Below are 19,491 nucleotides of genomic sequence, written 5' to 3' on the forward strand. Positions count from 1 at the left end.
GCGAGCACCCGCTCCGCCAGGGTCCGCCCACCGTCGTTACCCCTCTCCATCAGGGGAGATGCGGTAACGCCGCCGAGCGTTCCCTTCTGCCGTGAGCGATCTGAGGCATGCCCGGCGCATGGCGCCACGAGGCCGCTGCCGTAGGCCCGGTGGACCCGCCGCGCGCATTCCGTCGAGCGGCTGCGCACGCCTGACGGCCGAGGCCCGGACGGGGTTCGCCCGCCCGCGTCGGCCCCGCCCCGTTCCGTCCGCCGCGCTACCGCCCCGCGACCGCCTCCGCCAGAGCCAGGATGCGACGGGCGTCCTCCACATGGAGGTTCTCGATCATGCGGCCGTCGACGGTGACGACGCCGCGGCCCTCCCGCGCCGCCTCGTCGAACGCCTCGATGATCCGCCGCGACCGCTCGATCTGTGCCTCCGACGGCGCGAACACCTCGTTGCACGGCGCGACCTGCGCGGGATGGATCAACGTCTTGCCGTCGAAGCCGAGTTGACGTCCCTGGACGCACTCCGCCTCGAAACCGGCGGGATCCTTCACGTCGTTGTAGACGCCGTCCAGGATCACCTTGCCGCTCTCGCGGGCCGCCAGCAGCGCCAGCGACAGTCCCGTCAACAGCGGTGCGCGGCCCGGCACATGCTCGGCGTGCAGCTCCTTCGCCAGATCGTTGGTGCCCATGACCAGCACCGACAGCCGCTCCCCGGCCGCCGCGACCTCGCGCGCGTCCAGCATCGCCCGCGGCGTTTCGAGCATCGCCCAGACCGCCGTGTGATCCGGTGCCCCGGCCGCCTCCAGCGCCCGCTCCACCTCCCGTACGGTGGCCGCCGATTCGACCTTCGGCACCACGACGGCGTCCGGACCGGCTGCCGCGGCGGCCCGCAGGTCGTCGGCGTGCCAGGCCGTACCGGGGCCGTTGACCCGGATCGTCACCTCACGGTGGCCGTACGCACCGGAGGCGGCGGCTTCCGCCACCCGCTCCCGGGCGTCGGCCTTCGCGTCCGGTGCGACCGCGTCCTCCAGGTCGAGGATGAGCGCATCGGCCGGGATCGACCTGGCCTTCTCCAGGGCGCGGGCGTTGGCGCCCGGCATGTACAGCACGGAGCGGCGGGGCCGCAGCGTGGGACCGGTCACCGTACTCACTCCTCTCCGGCCGCGTCGTACGCGGCGCGCAGCTCGGGGTCGCGGGTGGCGAGGGCGTCCGCCAGCTCGACCACCACCTGGCACTGCTTGAAGGTCGCGTCGTCCTGCATCTTGCCGTCGAGCATCACCGCGCCGGTGCCGTCGCCCATCGCCTCGATGACCCGGCGGGCCCAGCGGACCTCGTCCGGCGACGGCGAGAAGACCTTCTTCGCGATGCCGATCTGCACCGGGTGCAGGCTCCACGCGCCGACGCACCCCAGCAGGAACGCGTTACGGAACTGGTCCTCGCAGGCGGTGGTGTCCTTGATGTCGCCGAACGGCCCGTAGTACGGCAGGATCCCGTGCGCCGCGCAGGCGTCGACCATCCGCGCGAGGGTGTAGTGCCACAGATCCTGCTGGTACGTGGCCCGGTCCGCGTCCGCGTCCCGGGTGTCGGGGTCCTGGCGGACGAGGTAGCCGGGGTGGCCGCCGCCGACGCGGGTGGTCTTCATCCGGCGGCTGGCGGCGAGGTCGGCCGGGCCGAGGGAGATGCCCTGCATCCGGGGGCTGGCCCCGGCGATCTCCTCGACGTTGGCGACGCCGGTGGCGGTCTCCAGGATGGCGTGGACCAGGATCGGCCGCCGGATGCCGGCCTTCGCCTCCAACTGTGCGAGCAGCCGGTCGATGTAGTGGATGTCGGCGGCGCCCTCGACCTTCGGCACCATGATGACGTCGAGCTTGTCGCCGATCTCGGTGACGAGCGTCAGCAGATCGTCGAGGACCCACGGCGAGTCGAGGCTGTTGATCCGCGTCCACAGCTGGGTGTCGCCGAAGTCGGTGGCGCGGGCGATCTTCACCAGCCCGTCGCGCGCCGCCTCCTTGCGGTCGGCGGCGACCGCGTCCTCCAGATTGCCGAGCAGCACGTCGACGGTGGGGGCGATGGCGGGGATCTTCGCGGCCATCTTCTCGTTGCCCGGGTCGAAGAAGTGGATCATCCGGGACGGGCGGAACGGCACCTCCCGCACCGGTGTCGGCGCCCCGACGGCCAGCGGGCGGAAGAAGTCCTTCGGAGAGCGCATGCAGTCTCCCTGCTCGGATCGAGGGTTCCGGGGGCCGCCTGCGCGCACGAACGCCGACGGCGTGCGGCTCACTCTAGAGGCGGCGTCCACGGATGCTACTGGTCAGTATGTGTGCCGTTGGTCACCGACCGCGCACGCCTCCGGAGGCGTGCGCGCGCCGTGCGGAGCTGCCTCCGGCAGCGGCTTCGGGGTGGCTTCGGCCGTCACTCGCGGATGCCGGCCGCGGCGGTCGGTTCCGGGCGGCCCGGGACCGGTATGAGGCGGTAGGCGTCGCCCCGGGCCCGGACCAGCCCGGCGGTGGGCGGCGGGAAGTGGGTGCCGAGGAGCAGGGTGTCCGTTCCGGCCAGCGAGTCGAGGAGGGTGCGCCGGGTGGCCACGGCCTGCGCCGGGTCCGTGTCCACGCAGCTGACCACCGCCGGGTGGGCCAGCTGGGCGGGGTGGTGGACGCAGTCGCCGGTGATCACTGCGGTGCCCGTACGGCCGCGCAGCTCCACGGCGACATGGCCCGGAGTGTGTCCGGGGGTGGGGAGGAGGCGTATGCCCGGCGCGATCGCGGTCCCCGCGGCGGGCACATCGACGGGGTCGAGCTGTCCGGCATCGCGGACCGGGAGGACGGAGTCGCGGAACATCTGCCGCCGTGCGGCGTCCATCTCCGCGGCGGCCCAGTGCTCCCACTCCCGGCGGGAGGTCACATAGCGGGCGTGCGGGAAGGTGGGCCGCCAATCGCCGTCGTCGGCACGGGTGTTCCAGCCGACGTGGTCGGTGTGGAGGTGGGTGAGGAGCACCAGATCGACGGTGTCCGGCGGGAATCCGGCGGCCGTCAGGCGGGTGAGGTAGTCGGTCCGCAGGCCGTGCCAGGCGGGGTTGGCGCGGGTCTTGCCGTTGCCGATGCCGGTGTCGATCAGTACGCGCAGACCGCCGACGGTGCAGGCGAAGGTGTGGCTGCTCAGGCGGAGAACGCCGGACCCGTCCGCGAAGTCGGGCCGCAGCCACGGGGTTCGGTCGACCACCTCGGGCGTTGCGGACGGCAGCAGCCAGGGGCCCGTCTGCGGTGGCAGGGCCACCTCGTCGATGCGGTGGACGGTGATGCCGCCCAACTCCCATGCGGGCGCGGGAGGAAAGGGGAGTGGAAGGGGGAGTCGGTCCGGCGGTGTCCGCGGGCCGGGCGGGATCTGCTGTGGCGTCGGGCTGGTGGGAACCATCTTTCGTGCCTCTCCCGTTCTCTGCAAAAGCTATCTGTTTGCGTTAGTCGAGCGTAGCGCCTACTCTCAACTAACGCAATCTTTTAGCTTTAGCTCGATCGGGTGGCGGGTGCGGAACGGTCGGGCGACTCCAACCGCGCCTGTACGGAGGGATGTTCATGGACCTCGCGGAGAACGCCGCGCGCACCGCGCCGGTGGAGGCGGACGGGGGCGGCGGCCTCGGCTTCACGCCCGCGGAGGCCGCGCGGGCGGCGCTGCGGGCCGGGGTGCGGCTGCCGGTGGAGCGGCACGCCGAGGTCGCGGCCGTCGCGCACCACCTCCACACCGTGCTCGCCCCGCTGCGTCAGCTGGACCTCGGGGAGACGCCCCCGGCCGACCACACCACCGAACGGGAGACCACCGATGCACCCCGCTGACCTGACCCTCACCGAGGCGTCCGCCGCCGTGCGGGCGCGCGAGCTGTCCCCGGTCGAGCTGACCGCCTCCGTGCTCGACCGGATCGACGCCGTACAGCCGCGGCTCGGCCCCTACGCCGCCGTCGCCCGGGACGCGGCCCGCGCGGCGGCCGCCCGTGCCGCATCGGAGATCGCGGCCGGACACCACCGGGGCCCGCTGCACGGCATCCCGTTCGGCCTGAAGGACCTGATCGACGCCGCAGGGCTGGCCACCGCCGCCGGTTCCCGCGTCCGCGCAGGTCACCTGGCATCCGCCGACAGCGAGGTGGCCGCCCGCCTCGCCGGCGCCGGCGCCGTCCTCCTGGGCAAGACGCACACCCATGAGTTCGCCTACGGGCTGATCACTCCGCAGACCCGGAACGCCCGGGACGACGGCCGGATAGCCGGCGGGTCGAGCGGCGGCTCCGCGGTCGCGGTGGCCACGGGCGCCGCCACCTTCGCCCTGGGCACGGACACCGGCGGATCCATCCGCGTCCCCGCCGCACTCAACGGCGTCGTCGGACTCAAGCCGACCTACGGCCTGCTCCCGCGGCGTGGGGTGACCCCGCTGTCCTGGTCGCTGGATCACGTCGGTCCCCTCACCCGCACGGTCGCCGATGCCGCCCTCGTCCTCCAGGAGCTGACCGGCCCCGAGGGCGCGCCTGTGGGGCCGCTCCCGGATGGCGATCTGACCGGTCTGCGGATCGGCGTGCCGGACACCTACTACTTCGACCGCGTCAGCCCCGAGGTGGAGGCCGCCGTCCGCGCCGCCCTCGACCGGATGGCGGGGCTCGGCGCCACCCTTGTCGCCGTCGGGACGCCGATGGCCCGGTACGTCCAGGCCGTCCACTGGGGGCTGATGGTCCCGGAGGCGACCGCGTACCACGAGGCCACCCTGCGCGCCTCGCCCGAGTTGTACGGCCCCGACGTCCGGGTGCTCCTGGAGGCCGGGACCACCGTCCCGGCGGGCGATCATCTGCGCGCCCGGCGGGCCCAACGGCTGATGCGGGAGGCGTGGATACGCCTCTTCGAGCAGGTCGACGTGGTCGCCGCGCCCACCGTCCCGATGACCGCCACCGAGGTCGGGCGGTCCGCCGTCAGCTGGCCCGACGGCACGACGGAGAGCGTCTCCGACGCGTATGTCCGCCTCTGCGCGCCCGCCAACATCACCGGGATACCCGCCCTGACCCTGCCGGTCGGTCAGGACTCGGCCGGGCTGCCCGTAGGGATGCAGCTGATGGGGCCTCCCCTGGGCGAGCAGGTGGTGCTGCGCGCCGGGCACGCCTACGCCGTCCGGTACGGGGAGGAGGTTCCGGCCGTCGCCGCGGCATGACGCTAGGGGCGCGGGGCAGGGAGGAACGCAACGATGTTGCTTTAAGGTGGCGCCATGAGTCCCAAGCCCATGGCGCGCCCGGGTGGGCGCAGCGCGCGCGTTCAGGAGGCGGTGCACACCGCCGTGCGGGAACTCGAAGCCGAGCAGGGCCGCGCCAAGCTGACCGTCCCGGCGATCGCGGCCCGCGCGGGCGTCACCCCCTCGACGATCTACCGCCGCTGGGGCGATCTCCATGAGCTGCTGTCGGATGTCGCGGTCGAGCGGCTGCGCCCCGAGGAGCCGCCGTCCGACCACGGTGCGCTCCGCGCCGATCTGACCGCCTGGGCCCGGCAGTTCCTCGACGAGATGGCCTCGCCGCCCGGCCGCGCCTACGTCCGCGACGCGCTGCTGGGCGACCCGGACGGTTCCAACGCCGGGCAGTGTTCGGCGTACGCCGCCGGGCAGGTCGAGACGATCCTCGCCCGTGCGCTGGACCGCGGCGAGACGGCCCCGCGCGTGGAGACGGTCATGGATCTCGTGGTGGCTCCGATGATGTACCGCATCCTGTTCCGCCCGGACCCGCTGACCGCCGAATACGCCGACCATCTCGTCGAAACGGCCCTCACCGCGCCGGAGGAATCCGCCTGACGATTGCGGGCGCGCGGCCGGATATCGGGGGCCGCCGGACCGGAATTACTCCGGAAATGTTCGTATGGCGCAGGGCTCATGGGGCGGACGTGCGGGGCGTATTCCAAGCCGCTCGTCCCGGTGGATTCGGGCGCGCATCCCGAACGGCAGATTACCCACCGTAACGCGGAGTCCACTTTGCGTGGCAAAGGTTCCCCTTTCTTACCGGTGAGTACTTGAGGGGTGCGGCCATCCGTCGACTCGCCGCGCATCCTCATCGCCGGACGCTCGCCATTTGCGGGAGAAGTGCGAGAGGTGAATGCCCTGCCGTGATGGCGGCGTCTGTCAATGCCTGGCATCGGGTCGCCTCCGGTTCACGTCATCCCCGATTCGACTCTGACCTGTACATACGCCGGGAAGGGGTCTGCGGGTGTCGCGGGAAGCGGGGACGAGTTCACGTCCCCGAAAGGGGGCATGCGGACCCCGCCATGTCTCTGGAGGGTGGCCGGACGGGCGTACCAGGAAAATGGTGGATTAAATTTCCGAGAGTGGCGGGGAGTTCCCGCCGGCTCCGTTCCGTGAGCGATTCGCCCATCGAATTCCACCGGGCTCGGGGTCCGGTTTTCTCCGCTTTGAACTCCGGGGGCGATAACGGGGAAACGGCCAGATGTGCGGCGGGAGCCGAAGTAAGCAGGGCGTTAACTCCCGGGGAACCGTTGACAGTACGGATTCGCCGGTTCTACGGTTGCGGCGCCCGGTCACCTGGCTGGCAGCGCAGCTTCCGATAAAGGGGATGGGGATTCCCTCCCACTCCGTGCATTTCCTTTATCCGCCGCGCGCACCACTCAATTCCCACGACAGGAGAACTGATATGCCCGCCGCACTGCTGGAAGACCTCGACCTCGACATCCGCGAGCTTCTCGACGAGGAGGCCGACGAGACCGCCGCCAAGGGCGAGACCACCACGGTGATCCTCACCGTCCAGCCCTCCACCTGTAACTGCTGAAGCTGAGCGAACCGGTGGTCCCGGGGCCCGCGGCGAACCGCCGTCGGGCCCCGGTTCGATGAGACGTCGCCGCCACGGCACGGGCGCCGGGACGGGCGGCAGGTGAGGAGCGTGCCCAGGTGTCCGAGCAGTACCTCTTCCGGCCCGCCGGCCTCGGCATGCTGCGGGCCCCCGTCCACCCGGTGGACGCGCCCCCTTGCGCCGCCCCCGAGGGGGAAGGGTGGACGGACGGTCCGGCCGCCGCGCTGAGGGCGCTCGCCGACGGCCCGATGGTCCGCGAGGCCGTGGAGATCGCCAGCCCGCCGCTCGCCGGACTGCTGACCAAGGTGCTCGACGAAGGCCAGGACGTCGCCCCCGACCGGCTGCACCGCGCCGTCCGCGCACTCACCTCCTACCGCCTGCGGATGAGTACCCGCGCCACCCCGTTCGGGCTGATGGCGGGCGTCACCCCGGTCCGCTTCGCCGCCCCTGGCGAACAGCCCCGCGTCCGGTTCGGCGCCGCACACCGCCGTGCCGTACGTCCCGACCGGGCCTGGCTGACCGGGCTCGTCACCGCCTGGGAGCGCCGCCCCGAGGTGCTGCGCCACCTCCACGTTGTGGTCAACTCCCTCTGCCGGGTCCGCGGCGGCCGCCTGGTGCTCTCCCAGGTACAGCAGTCCGGCCGGGACGGCGCGGAGCGGACCACCCGGGCGGTCCAGGAAGTCAGCCTGCGCCACTCGAAGGTGGTGGCCGCCGTGCTGGAACTGGCCCACCGCCCGGTGCTCGGGGCCGATCTGGCGGCAGCGCTGCAACAGCGGTTCCCCGGCCTGACCGAGGAGGCGGCGGACGGCCTGATCGGCCAACTGCTCCGTACGGACGTACTGTTGACGAGGGCCAGGCCGCCGCTGGAGGAGGCCGACCCGCTCGGGTACGTGCTCGACGTCTGCGGCACGGTCGGCAACGAGACCCTGCCGGAACTCGCCGAACTCGACGGCGTGCGGAAGGAGCTGCTGCGCTACGCCGAGAGCCCGCTGGGCGAGGGTGTACCGGAGCTGCGGGACGTCGCCGCCGGAATGCGCCGCCTGCGGCCGGGGACCGATCTGCTCCAGGTGGATCTGGCGCTCGACGCCGAGGTGCGGCTGCCCGCCGCCGTGGCGGAGGAGGCCGCCCGCGCCGCGGCGCTGCTGTGGCGGCTGTCCCCGGACACCGCAGGCCCGGCGCATCTGCGCGAATACCACCAGGCGTTCCTGGAGCGGTACGGCACCGGCCGGGCCGTTTCGCTGGCCGAAGTGCTCGACCCGGACGCCGGGTTGGGCGCGCCCGCCGGATACCGGCGCCCGCCGAGCCTCCGCACCGCCCCCGGCGACGTACCCGATCGCGAGCGCGCCCGGGCGCTGGCCGCACTCGCCCAGGAAGCGCTGCTCACGGGCGCATCCGAAGTGGTCCTGGACGATGACCACCCCTTCGTACGCCGTCTCGCCAAGGACGGGGACGGCGCGCCGGAGACGCTGGAGATCTGCGGGCGGCTGCTGGCTCCGGATGCCGATGCGATGGCCGGCGGTGACTTCCGGCTCGTTCTGGCCAACGGATCGCGGCAGGCGGGCAGCCTGCTCGGACGGTTCGGGTACCTCTTCGATGCGCGGTCCGCCGGTGAACTCGCGGCGCTGGTGGGCAAGGACGACGCCCCGGAGCCGGCGTCCCACGGTGCCGGCGCGGAGGACGCCGTGCGCGCCCAGGTCGCTGTCCGGCCCGGTGACGTCCGGATCGGCAACATCGCGCAGGTGCCGCAACTGCTGGACCACCTGCTGCCGGTCGGCTGCTATGCCGACCCCGGTGATCCGTCCGTGCTCGACCCCCGCGATCTGGCGGTTTGCGCGGACCTCGACGGGCTGTGGCTGGTGGACACGGCCACCGGGAGGCGTGTGGAGCCCGCCGTCCTCCACATGCTCAACGTGGCAGAGTGCCTGCCCAATGTGTCCCGTTTCCTCTGTGAGATTGCCGAGAGCGGGCGCCGTACCTGGTCCATGTGGTCCTGGGGCGGTGCCTCCGTGCTGCCCCGGCTGCCACGCGTCCGTTACGGGCGCACCGTCCTCAGCGCGGCACACTGGACTCCCGGCCCGGAACTGCGGGCGCCCGAACCGCCGTTCGCACAGTGGTGGGAGGCATTCCGTGACTGGCAGCGGCGCTGGACCGTCCCCGACCGGGTCCAGGTCGGTTGGGGGGACCGTTTCGTCCGCCTCGATCTCACCCGGCCCGGCCACGCCCGGCTCCTACGGCGCGAGCTGCTCCGCGGCGACCGCGTCCACCTGCGCGAAGTGCCCGAGGAGAACGGCCTCCCCGACGGCTGGCTGTGCGGCCCCGACGGCCCGCACCTCGCGGAAGTCGTCATCCCGCTGCGCGCCGTCCCCGGAGCCCACACCCCGGGCGGGAAGCCCCGCGCCACGCGCCGCCCCACCCCTCGCCGCACCCCCGGCGCCGTGCACCTCCCCGGCGGCGACTGGCTCCACCTCTCCCTCTACGCCCCGGCCGACCGCCACGAGGAACTGCTGGCAACCCATCTCGCGCCGTTCCTCGGGGAGTTGCCCGACGATGTCGACCGCTGGTTCTTCCTCCGCTATACCGACGGCGACGGCCCCCACCTGCGGTTGCGCTTCCACGGACCGGCCGCCGCGCTCGCCCGTGACCTCCAGCCGCGGCTCCACGCGGCGACCTCCGCACTGCACGCCGCCGCTCTGACCCGGCGTGCGGTCTGGGACACCTACGACCCGGAGCTGGAGCGGTACGGCGGCCCGGAGGCGATGGAAGCGGCCGAGCGGGTCTTCCACGCCGACAGCGTTGCCGTGCTGGAGCAGCTGCGTCGCCGCCACGCCCGGCGGGAGCGGACCGAGCCGCTGCTGGTCGCCGCCGCGGGCTTCGCCGATCTGGCCCGGGCCTTCCACACTGCGGACGGGACGGAGCAGGGCGACCCGGCCGGCGCCGACTGGCTGGTGCGGAGGGTCCCGAAGGACGAGCAGCGCCAGCGCGGCTTCCGCGAGCGCCGCCGCGAGGCCCTGCCGCTGGTCGACCCGTACCGCGCGGGCCCGGCGGGCGACGCCGACGAGGCGCTGCGCAGCCTGTGGCGGCGGCGCGCCGAGGCCACCGCCCGCTACGGCACCCTCCTGCGCGATCTCGGGGAACGGAGCTGGTCGGACCCCGATCAGGTCCTCAGCTCCCTGCTGCACATGCACCACAACCGCCTCATCGGCACCGACCGCCCCGGCGAACTCCTCGCGCACGCCGTCGCCCGCGGCGCCGCGCAGGCCCACACCGACCGCAGGAGGCACGTCCGATGACTCCACCGCGGCCCCCGGTCCTGCGCCCGCGCGCCGCCGAGGTGGCGTACGAGGTGGCCGGGAGGCTCGCCGATCCGGAGCGCATGGCCGAACACGTCCCGGACCTGGCCCCGCTCAGCCTGGACCACGGCTACCCGGCCCTCGCCCTGCTCCACGCCGAACTGTCCTACGGGCAACCGAAGTTCCGCCGGGCCGCCCACGCCCATCTCGGTGCGGCCGCCGCCCGCCTCTCCGGACGGACGGACCAGGGGCTCTACCACGGCATACCGGCCCTCGCCCTCGCGGCGCACGCCGCCCGCCGCACCCCGAACGACTACGCCACCCTCCTCACCCGCCTCGACACCGCACTCGACCGCCTCCTCGACCGCGCCCTGGCGCCGGAACGCGCCCGCCTGGACGCGGGCCGCCCCGGGGTGCCGTTCCCGCGGTACGACCTGATCAGCGGCGTCACCGGGCTGGCCCGCCTGCTCCTGCTCCGGCGCGGGACCCACGAGGACGCGCTCGCCGAAGCCGTCGGCCACCTCATCCGCCTCACCCGGCCGCTGCCGTTGGACGGCGTGCCGGTACCGGGTTGGTGGTCACCCGACGGCCCGCACGCCCCCGGCGCCGCCGACCCGCACTACCCCCGTGGCCACGTCAACTTCGGCCTGGCGCACGGCATCAGCGGCCCCCTCGCCGTCCTCTCCGCCGCACTGCGCGACGGCGTCCCGGCCCCCGGGCTGCGCACCGCCGTCACCGACCTCGTCGCCGAACTCCTCGCCCACCGCACCGAGGACGGCGGCTGGCCCGCCCTGATCCCCCTGGAGCGGTACGGCGCCGAGCCGCCCGCCCCCGGCCGTACCGCCTGGTGCTACGGCACCCCCGGCACCGCCGCCGCCCTCCACCAGGCCGGACGCGCCCTCGGCGACACCGGACTGTGCACTCTCGCCGCCGACGCCCTCGCCGCCGACCTCGACCACCCGCGCGGGGTGACCGACCACGCCTTCTGCCACGGCCACGCGGGCCTGCTCCACTTGTGCCACACGCTCACCGAGGACGCCCCGCACCCCCGACTCACGGCCCACCGCAACGCGCTGGCAGCCCGGCTCGTCGCGGCGTACGACCCTGAACTCCCTTACGGGTTCCCGGGGGTGGCCGCTGCACCCGACGGCCCTTACGGGCCCCCGGCCCCGGCCACCCGTAAGGGTGCGGACGGCCCTGACGCCCCCTACGGGCCGCGGCCCCCGGCCACCTCGAAGCGCCCCGGGACCCCGGAACCCGCAGGGGACGACGCCCCCGCCGGCCCCGGTCTCCTCACCGGCGCCGCCGGAATCGCCCTCGCCCTCCACGCGTACGCCACCGACGCCAGGCCACGAACCCCGTGGGACGCGGCCTTCCTGCTCCGCTGAGGGGCGGGCCGGGCGGACCGGGCAGGTCCAAGCCCCGGCGTCCGGGGCGGACCGCCCCGAACGGAGGGCGGACCACCGCCTCACCCCTCTTCGCTCGCCGCCCTCCCGAACCGCACCCCCAACTCCCGCACCATCTCCTGGAGTTCCGGCGGCCTCACGACCCGGAAGTCCGCCCCGAGCGTCCCCAGCACCATCGCCGGCCACTCCAGCGCATCCGCCGTCAGCACCACCCGGCACCGGCCGCCGTCCAGCTCCTCGACCGTGCCCCACCGCCCGACCCGCGCCCGCACCGTCTCCGCCGGGGCCTCGACCACCGCCTCGGCCCGGTGCGGGCCCGGGCGGTTGCTCAGCCCGGCGCGGACGAACGCGGCGGCGTCTTCGGCGGGCAGCTCGCGTGGCCGGAACCGCTCCCCGGTACTGCGCGGCCCGGTCATCCGATCGACCCGGAAGCTGCGCCAGTCGTGCCGCCCGAGGTCGTACGCGACGAGGTACCAACGGCGCCCGGGACAGACCAACCGGTGCGGCTCGACATGGCGTTCGGAGCGGCGGCCGTCGGCGGCGGTGTACGAGAAACGCAGCGCCTCGCTGTCCCGGCAGGCGAGCGCCACCGTGGTCAGCGCCTCCGGGTCCACTCCCGCCGTGGCCGGGCCCCACTGCGCCGGGACCGTCATCGCCCGTAACGCCTCCACCCGCCGCCGCAGCCGTCCCGGCATCACCTGCACCACCTTGGCCAGCACCCGTACCGACGACTCGGCGATGCCCTCGACCGCGCCCTGTGCCGCGGCCTGGAGGCCGACGGCGAGCGCCACCGCCTCCTCGTCGTCGATCAGCAGCGGCGGCAGCGCCGCCCCGGGCGCGAGCTGGTAGCCGCCGTCCACACCGCGCCGCGCCTCGACCGGATAGCCCAGCTCCCGCAGCCGGTCGACGTCCCGCCGCAGCGTCCGTGCGGAGACCTCCAGCCGCTCGGCCAACTCGGCACCCGGCCAGTACCGGTGGGTCTGGAGGAGGGAGAGCAGCCGCAGGGTCCGGGAGCTGGTGTTCGCCATGCCGGCGATTCTTCCCGTCAATGCGGACGGAAAGTGGCCGCAATGGCTCCTAACGTGGTCGACGACCGAGGGAACGAGCCCCGGACGGAGCGGCTGCACGCGCCGTCCTGACGGTTCGCCCGGACGACCACAGACGGAGGGCGCGACGATGACCGCCGCACAGCACGCCACCACCCAGCAGACCGCCACCGGGGAGCACGCCGACCTCCTGGAAGCCCTCGCCAAGCAGCGTCACTTCCTGCGCCTCACCGCCCGTGATCTCACCGATGAGCAGGCCGGACAGACCCCGACCGCGAGCGAACTGTGTATCGGCGGTCTGATCAAGCACCTCACCTCGGTCGAGGGCGCCTGGACGCGGTTCCTCGTCGAGGGCGCGTCCGCGATGCCCGACTTCACGAAGTTGACCGAGGCCGACTTGGCCAAGCGGGCCGACAGTTTCCGCATGCTGCCGGGCGAGACGCTGGCCGGCGCCCTCGACGCGTACGCCGAGGCGGCCGACCACACCGACGCACTGGTCGCCTCCCTGCCAGATCTCGGCGTCGACCAGCCGCTCCCGAACGCGCCGTGGTTCGAGGCCGGCACCCGCTGGTCCGTCCGCCGGGTGGTGCTCCACCTCATCGCCGAGACCGCCCAGCACGCCGGGCACGCCGACATCATCCGCGAGACGCTCGACGGCTCGAAGTCCATGGGCTGAGCGCGGAGCCGTCCGCCCGTACGTCCGCACGGCAACGCCCCGGGCCCACACCGTCCATGGTGTGGGCCCGGGGCGTTGTGGGGCGTGCACCCTTCGGGCGGGCGCCCCTGACCTGCTCCTCGGGGACGCCCCCGATCCGCTCTCAGGGGCGCCCCGGGTCACTTCTCTCCGGTGCGCTCCAAACGGCTGCGCCACCAGTCGACCGTCGCCCCGATCTGCTCGTCGATCGGCGTGGGCCGGACCGTGAACTCCGCTTCGTACGCGCTCGCGTCCATGACGAAACCGCGGTCGAACTGGTGCCGGACCTCTTTCAGTTCGCGGAGCATCGGGGAGAACAGCCCCCCGAGCGTCAGCAGGAACGGCGGCACCTTCTTCACCTCGACCGGCTCGGTCCCGGCGTGCCCGGTCAGCCGCTCCACCATCTCCCGGACCGAGCGCGCGGTCGACGTCGGCACGTGCCAGGCGCGGCCCAGGGATCGCTCCTCGCCCGCCACCTCGACCATCGCCCGCGCCACATCGGGCACATAGCTCCAGCTGTGCTCCGCGTCCGGATCGCCCAGCGCCGAGACCGCCTTGGCGGCCAGCAGCCGCGGCAGCACCCGCCCGGCCAGATGCCCGCCGTCGGTCACACCCGGGCCGAAGAAGTCCGACGCCCGCACCTCGACCGCCCGGATCCGCCCGGCGTCGTGCAGCTTCTTCGCCTGCTCCCAACCGGCGGCCCGCACCCGGCCCTTGACGCCCGTCGCCGCCAGCGGCAGCTCCTCGGTCAGCGGCCCCTCGACCGGCCCGTAGCCGTACAGATTCCCCAGCATGACGAGGATCGCGCCGCTGTCCTCGGCCGCCGCACAGACCGACGCGACGAGCCCCGGCCACTCCCGCCCCCAACGCTGATAGGGCGGCGCGGCGCACTGGTGGATCACCTCGGCGCCCCGCACGGCCTCCTTCAGCCGCGCGGTGTCGGCCGCATCGCACGCGAGGTGCTCGATTCCGTCCGGACCGCCCTGCGCACCGCGTCCCGTCCGGGTGACGACCTTGACCGTATGGCCCTTCTCGACGAGCAGCTGCGCAGTGGCCGCCCCGGCGGGCCCGTACCCAATGACGACATGAATGCTCACTCGGGAACAGTAACGCCGGGGTGTGACAGGCGGGTCCCCATCGGGAAGGCCCGACTCCGTAACAGCCTTTCAGGGGAAGGAAATTCGGCCACCGCATCCGCCCCGGTGGCCGCATCTCCCGCGGCCGTGACCACCCGCCCCGGCGCCCCGCCGGGGCCGTGGGCGGACCGGTACGCCCACGGCCCGCCCACGCCCCCTAAGGGTCAACATTCATAATTTCAGGGCTACTTCAGGTATCCGAGCACTGTCATCATCCCCGACTCCGAGTGGTAGACGTTGTGGCAGTGGAGCATCCACAGGCCGGGGTTGTCGGCGTCGAAGTCGGCGTGGACGGTGCGGCCGGGAAGCACGATCGCGGTGTCCTTGCGGGGGCCCGACGTACCGAGGGAGAAGGTGTGGCCGTGCAGGTGCATCGGATGCCACATCGTGGTGGTGTTGACGAAGGAGAGCCGGACGCGCTCGCCCGCGCGGACGGGGTGGCGCCGCGCCGGGTCGTAGCGCTTGCCGTTGATCGCCCAGTCGTACTTCTCCATGGAGCCGGTCAGCCGCAGCTCGATCGTCCGGTCCGGCTTGCCGGGGCGGAGACGGACCGACGCGTCGGCCGTCAGCTGGTCGGCCCGCAGCAGCTTGCCGTCCAGCTCCTTCGGGCGCACGGTCGGCTTCGGTGCCGCACCCGAGCCGGTCCGCAGCAGCGCCTGCGCGCTCTGCTTCTTGCCCTCGGCGAGCGCGGTGAGCGGGAAGACGCCGTCCTTGACGGTGACGAGCACGTCGTACCGCTCGCCCATGCCCAGCAGCAGCGCGTCCGACTCGGCGTGGGCGACGGGGAAGCCGTCGGTGTGCGTGACGGTCATCCGGTGGCCGCCGAGGGCGACGCGGAAGGCGGTGTCGCCACCGGCGTTGATGAAGCGGATACGCACCCGGTCGCCGGGCTTGGCGCGGAAGGTCTGCGGATCGTCCGCCGTACGCCCGTTGACCAGGTAGTACGGATAGGCGACGTCCCCGGCGTCGCCGCCGAGCAGATCGCTGGTCGCACCCATCATCATCCGGGAGGGCCCGGACGAGCCGCCGGGCCCCTTCCGGGCGGCGCCCCCGCTGGCGAGCGACGCGCCGGTCACCCGACCCGCGTCGGCGGAGCGCCCCAGGCCCATGTCCATGCCCTGGTGCTCCATCTCCATGCCGCCGTGATCCATGCCACCATGGTCCATGTCCATGCCGTCCATGCCCTTGCGCAGTTCCGCGAGGACCGCGTCGGGCGTGCTGCCGTCCACGCCGTCGACCCAGTCGTCGAGGACGACGACCCACTCCTTGTCGTACCGCAGCGGCTCCTTGGGGTCCTCGACGATCAGCGGCGCATACAGCCCGCGGTCCTGCTGGACGCCCGAGTGGGGGTGGAACCAGTACGTACCGGGGTGCGCGGCGGCGAAGCGATAGGTGAACGACGCGCCCGCCTTCACCGGCGCCTGCGAGAGCCCCGGTGTGCCGTCCATGTCGTTACGGAGCGCGAGACCGTGCCAGTGGACGGAGGTGGCCTGCGGGAGATGGTTGGCGAGGGTGGCCTCCAGGGTGTCCCCGGCCGTCACCCGGATCTCCTTGCCGGGCAGTGCGTCGCCGTACGACCAGCTGCGGACGGTGCGGCCGCCCAGGTCCAGGGTGGACGGGGTCGCAGTGAGCTGCACCTTGCGGACGGCACCGGGCTTGCGCGCGGCCTCGGCGGCGGCGACCTCCTTGCCGTCCGGGGCGATGTAGTCGCGGGCGGCGCCACGGCCCGAGGTGTCCGAACCGGATCCGGAACAGGCGGCGAGCAGACCACCGCCGGCGAGAGCGATGCCGGCGCCGAGGGCGGTACGGCGGGTGGGAGTACGCATCAGGGAAAGCACCTCGTATCGGTGTGCGGGAAATGCGGGAGCGCGCGCATGCGCCGGCACCCGGGGCGTGTCATGACGACACCCCGGGGCGGCGCGGCGCGCTCCTATAGGCGCAGCACCGAGATACGGGCGAGGAGTATGCCGTACGGGGGCGGCGGGATCGGCCGCAGCGCGTACGGGAGTTGGGCGAGCGTGCCGACCGCCCCGCCCGGCACCCGGCGCGCGAAGGCCGCGCCGAGCGTGACGAGGGCGACGGCCCCGAGCACCGCCAGACAGACGGCCGCCGGGTCGGCCCCGCCGACGGGCAGGGGCGCGTGCGCACGGGGCGCGGGGCCGTCGTCCTCCACAGCGGTTGCGGAGGACGTGCCCGCGGTCGTGCTCAGGGCCGTGCCCATGCTCATGGCCATCGGCTCCGGCCCTCCGCCGTGGTGTGCGGAGGCGGTCGTGCCGGAGACCCCGGCGGCGGGGGAGGCGGGGTGCTCGGCGCAGTGGCCGAGGCTGTGCATGGCGATGATGCCGAACAGCAGCGCGGCGAAGAGCAGCAGCCGACCGCACAGGGTCGTGCCTCTCCGCTGCCCGGCCACTTCACGACCTCCCGTACGTCCGCCGACCCGTAGCCCCCGGATCGTACCGGGAGGGGGTATGCGGACGGCACAACGGGGCGCGGCGCGGGGCGGGCCCGGCCGGTGACCTGGGGCGGCGCGGGCACGGCCCGAGCGGTACGCGCCACCGAGGGGCCTGCACTGCACAGCCCCCGCAGGCGCGCGCCCGCCCCCGCAGGCCGCACCCGCCCGGCGCCCCGCGGCGGAGCAGGCGCACGGCCCGCCCCGCCGGGGGGCACCTCCTGGGGCGGACCGTCAGCGGACGGCCGGCGTCAGACCGTCACCGGACGTGGCTCCGGTGCGCCGAGCCGCCCCGTACGGGCCAGGGCCGCGACGGCGGCGGCGCAGCCCAGACCGGTCGCGGTCAGCGCGGCCCAGGTCAGCCACAGGGCGTGGTGGCGGGCCGCCCAGTCCCAGAGGGCGCCGGTGGCCAGGTTCCCCAGGGTGATACCGAGCCCGGAGACGGTGTTGTAGAGGCCGTAGTGGGTGGCGACCAGGCGGTTGCCGGACAGCGAGACGACGGTCTCCATCTCGAACGGGTAGACCACGGCACCGGCCGCCGCCAGCAGCACCACCGCCGCCACCAGCGCGGCGAGCACCGCGGCGGGCGCGTCGCCCGCGAACGCCGGCGGCAGGAACGCCGCGCCCATCAGCACCAGTCCGCGCATCAGCGCGCCCTGTGAACTCCACCGCTTCCTGGCCCAGCCGGTCAGCCGCAACTGCCCGCAGACCGCCACCGCCGCGGAGATCACGAAAAGCCCGCTGGTGGCCTTCGTCCCCGCCGACCCCAGGGCGGCGTCGGCGGCCAGCGGCAGCGCCAGATAGACCTGGAAGGTGAGCACATACGAACCGATCATGGCCAGCGAGAACAGCAGGAACGGGCGGTTGGCCGCGACCTGCCGCCACTGCCGCAGCACGCCCTCCGGTGCGGCGCCCGCGTCCGGTTCGTCACCGCGACGCTGCGGCAGCGCCCGCCACTGGAGCGCCGTCAGCGCCGCGAAGACCGTGGCCGCCACCGTGCACACCAGCCGGAAGTCCACCGCCAGCAGCGCCAGTCCGACCAGCGGGCCGAGCAGCATGCCGCCCTGGTAGCAGACGTTGAAGGCGGCGAAACCCTCCACCCGCCGCTCCCCGGTCTCGGCCGCGAGGTACGCACGGACGGCCGGGTTGAACAGCGCCCCGGCGAACCCGGTCGCCGCCGAGGCGATGACCAGCGCGGGCAGCGCGTCCACCCAGCCCAGCAGGGCGAACCCGCCGGTCCGCAGCAGGCATCCGGCCATGATCGGCACCTTGTAGCCGAAGCGGTCGGCGAGGGTGCCGCCGATGAGGAACATCCCCTGCTGGGAGAGGTTGCGCACGCCCAGCACCAGCCCCACCGCCCAGGCGGCGAGCCCCAGTTCGCCGGCGAGGTGCGCGGCCAGGTACGGCATCAGCATGTAGAACGCGAGGTTGATGGCGAACTGATTGGCCATCAGTAGTTGGGCGCTCGGCGGGAACGACCGGATGGTCCGCAGCAGCGTCCTCACGGCGCCACCACCGTGGCGTGCGGGGCGGTGACGGCCGGTACGGCGCCCCGGCCCAGCGGATCGGTCACCGTGGTGCAGCGCGTCCAGGAGGTGACGACGCGCTCGGTGGTGTCGGCGATCTCCTGCGGCGCGCTCGGGGGCGCGGCGGTCAGCAGCCCGTGCTCACGGCAGTACGGATCGGAGAAGACGGTGCCGGTGTAGCGCTGCGGACCGTCCGGGAAGACCGCCGCGATCCGTGACTCGGCGGGCATGACGGCCGCCAGCCACCGCGCCGTCAGGGCGACCGCCCCGACGCTCCAGCCGCCGGTCGCGTAGTGGCAGCGGGCCAGTCGGCGCGCCGCCCACACCGCCTCCGGGGCGGCCACCCAGTGGACCTCGTCGAAGAGGTCGTAGGCGACGTTCCCCGGATGGATGCTGCTGCCCAGCCCGCGCATCAGCCGGGGTGCGGCGGGCTGCCCGAAGATCGTGGAACCGGTGGTGTCCACCCCGACGATCCGCAGCCGGGGGAAGAACTCCCGCAGGACGGAACCGACCCCGGCGGAGTGGCCGCCGGTGCCGACGCTCACCACCAGCGCGTCGATCCGGCCCAGTTGGGCGACGAGTTCATGGGCGAGCGGACGGTACGCGGCCACGTTGTCGGGGTTGTGGTACTGGTCCGGGCACCAGGCGCCGGGGCTGCCGGCCAGCAGCTCGGCGACCCGTTCGCGGCGGGCCTGCTGCCAGCCGCCGACCGGATGCGGGGCGTCCACCAGGTGGACCTCGGCGCCGTAGGCGGCCAGCAGCTCCCGCATCATGGGCTCCATGCCCGGGTCGGTCACCACCCGTACGGGGTGCCCGTAGGTGATCCCGGCCAGCGCGAGGCCCAGGCCGAGGGTGCCGGAGGTGGACTCCACGATCGGTGCGCCGCTGCGCAGTGTGCCGCGGCGGCGGGCCTCGCCCACCATGTGCAGGGCGGTGCGGTCCTTGATCCCGCCGGGGTTCGCGCCCTCCAGCTTCGCCCAGAATCCGCGTCCCGGGCCGGTGAACGGCTCGCCCACCCAGATCAGCGGGGTGTTGCCGACCAGCCCCGCGGGGGTACGCGCGGACGGCGCGGACACGGTCGGCAGCGCGGCGGGCGGGCAGGGAGACGTCATGGCACTGACGGTGTTCATCGTCGTTCTCTTTTCG

The 19,491-nt window shown here is 73.7% G+C and carries 16 protein-coding genes; 7 read left to right on the forward strand and 9 right to left on the reverse strand.

The features are described 5' to 3' along the window. Positions 1 to 256 precede the first annotated feature (256 nt). From ACZ4U4_RS03530 to ACZ4U4_RS03540, 3 genes are all read right to left on the reverse strand, one after another. Complete coding sequence (locus tag ACZ4U4_RS03530) at positions 257 to 1,129, reverse strand: HpcH/HpaI aldolase/citrate lyase family protein (protein WP_467868769.1); 873 nt, start codon at positions 1,127 to 1,129, stop codon at positions 257 to 259. A 5-nt stretch (positions 1,130 to 1,134) separates the two neighbouring features. Further along, positions 1,135 to 2,196, reverse strand: coding sequence for an HpcH/HpaI aldolase/citrate lyase family protein (locus tag ACZ4U4_RS03535; RefSeq protein ID WP_467868770.1), 1,062 nt, complete (start codon positions 2,194 to 2,196; stop codon positions 1,135 to 1,137). 203 nt (positions 2,197 to 2,399) lie between these two features. Next, positions 2,400 to 3,293 carry an MBL fold metallo-hydrolase gene (locus ACZ4U4_RS03540; RefSeq protein ID WP_467868771.1) on the reverse strand — a complete coding sequence of 298 codons (894 nt, stop codon included), beginning with the start codon at positions 3,291 to 3,293 and terminating at the stop codon, positions 2,400 to 2,402. 263 nt (positions 3,294 to 3,556) lie between these two features. Between ACZ4U4_RS03540 and ACZ4U4_RS03545 the strand changes: the two genes are divergently transcribed. The 6 genes from ACZ4U4_RS03545 to ACZ4U4_RS03570 all read left to right on the forward strand — a co-directional run bounded on the left by ACZ4U4_RS03545 (position 3,557) and on the right by ACZ4U4_RS03570 (position 11,476). Beyond that, on the forward strand, positions 3,557 to 3,814 hold the full coding sequence (locus tag ACZ4U4_RS03545) for a hypothetical protein (protein WP_467868772.1): 258 nt from the start codon (positions 3,557 to 3,559) through the stop codon (positions 3,812 to 3,814). Continuing rightward, positions 3,801 to 5,165, forward strand: a complete 1,365-nt coding sequence (locus ACZ4U4_RS03550) for an amidase (protein ID WP_467868773.1) — start codon at positions 3,801 to 3,803, stop codon at positions 5,163 to 5,165. The genes ACZ4U4_RS03545 and ACZ4U4_RS03550 overlap by 14 nt, the downstream gene beginning before the upstream one ends. Positions 5,166 to 5,219: 54 nt before the next feature. Next, positions 5,220 to 5,792 (forward strand): TetR/AcrR family transcriptional regulator, encoded by a 573-nt coding sequence (locus ACZ4U4_RS03555; RefSeq protein ID WP_467868774.1) that lies wholly within the window; start codon positions 5,220 to 5,222, stop codon positions 5,790 to 5,792. A gap of 850 nt (positions 5,793 to 6,642) precedes the next feature. Continuing rightward, positions 6,643 to 6,777, forward strand: a complete 135-nt coding sequence (locus ACZ4U4_RS03560; protein WP_467868775.1) for a hypothetical protein — start codon at positions 6,643 to 6,645, stop codon at positions 6,775 to 6,777. 119 nt (positions 6,778 to 6,896) lie between these two features. Then, a complete protein-coding gene (locus ACZ4U4_RS03565) occupies positions 6,897 to 10,088 on the forward strand; it encodes a lantibiotic dehydratase (protein ID WP_467868776.1) in 3,192 nt (1,063 codons plus the stop codon). Further along, on the forward strand, positions 10,085 to 11,476 hold the full coding sequence (locus tag ACZ4U4_RS03570) for a lanthionine synthetase C family protein (protein WP_467868777.1): 1,392 nt from the start codon (positions 10,085 to 10,087) through the stop codon (positions 11,474 to 11,476). Before ACZ4U4_RS03565 ends, ACZ4U4_RS03570 begins: the two co-directional genes overlap by 4 nt. 80 nt (positions 11,477 to 11,556) lie before the next feature. Here the strand turns inward: ACZ4U4_RS03570 and ACZ4U4_RS03575 are convergent, their stop codons facing one another. Next, on the reverse strand, positions 11,557 to 12,522 hold the full coding sequence (locus tag ACZ4U4_RS03575; RefSeq protein WP_467868778.1) for a helix-turn-helix transcriptional regulator: 966 nt from the start codon (positions 12,520 to 12,522) through the stop codon (positions 11,557 to 11,559). Between the two features lie 148 nt (positions 12,523 to 12,670). Here ACZ4U4_RS03575 and ACZ4U4_RS03580 point away from each other — a divergent pair, with 148 nt between their 5' ends. Then, positions 12,671 to 13,216 carry a DinB family protein gene (locus tag ACZ4U4_RS03580; RefSeq protein ID WP_467868779.1) on the forward strand — a complete coding sequence of 182 codons (546 nt, stop codon included), beginning with the start codon at positions 12,671 to 12,673 and terminating at the stop codon, positions 13,214 to 13,216. Between the two features lie 158 nt (positions 13,217 to 13,374). Here the strand turns inward: ACZ4U4_RS03580 and ACZ4U4_RS03585 are convergent, their stop codons facing one another. The 5 genes from ACZ4U4_RS03585 to ACZ4U4_RS03605 all read right to left on the reverse strand — a co-directional run bounded on the left by ACZ4U4_RS03585 (position 13,375) and on the right by ACZ4U4_RS03605 (position 19,457). Further along, a complete protein-coding gene (locus ACZ4U4_RS03585; RefSeq protein WP_467868780.1) occupies positions 13,375 to 14,331 on the reverse strand; it encodes an NAD-dependent epimerase/dehydratase family protein in 957 nt (318 codons plus the stop codon). Positions 14,332 to 14,555: 224 nt separating this feature from the next. Further along, complete coding sequence (locus tag ACZ4U4_RS03590; RefSeq protein ID WP_467868781.1) at positions 14,556 to 16,196, reverse strand: multicopper oxidase family protein; 1,641 nt, start codon at positions 16,194 to 16,196, stop codon at positions 14,556 to 14,558. 104 nt (positions 16,197 to 16,300) lie between these two features. Further along, the gene (locus tag ACZ4U4_RS03595) at positions 16,301 to 16,780 is read right to left on the reverse strand and encodes a hypothetical protein (RefSeq protein WP_467868782.1); all 480 of its coding nucleotides are present in this window, start codon (positions 16,778 to 16,780) and stop codon (positions 16,301 to 16,303) included. Positions 16,781 to 17,070: 290 nt separating this feature from the next. Further along, entirely contained in the window at positions 17,071 to 18,324 is a 1,254-nt protein-coding gene (locus ACZ4U4_RS03600; RefSeq protein ID WP_467868783.1) for an MFS transporter, read from the reverse strand. Beyond that, positions 18,321 to 19,457, reverse strand: a complete 1,137-nt coding sequence (locus tag ACZ4U4_RS03605; protein WP_467868935.1) for a PLP-dependent cysteine synthase family protein — start codon at positions 19,455 to 19,457, stop codon at positions 18,321 to 18,323. The genes ACZ4U4_RS03600 and ACZ4U4_RS03605 overlap by 4 nt, the downstream gene beginning before the upstream one ends. Between the last annotated feature and the right edge of the window lie 34 nt (positions 19,458 to 19,491).

It is taken from the genome of Streptomyces sp. NPDC029159 (assembly GCF_055564055.1).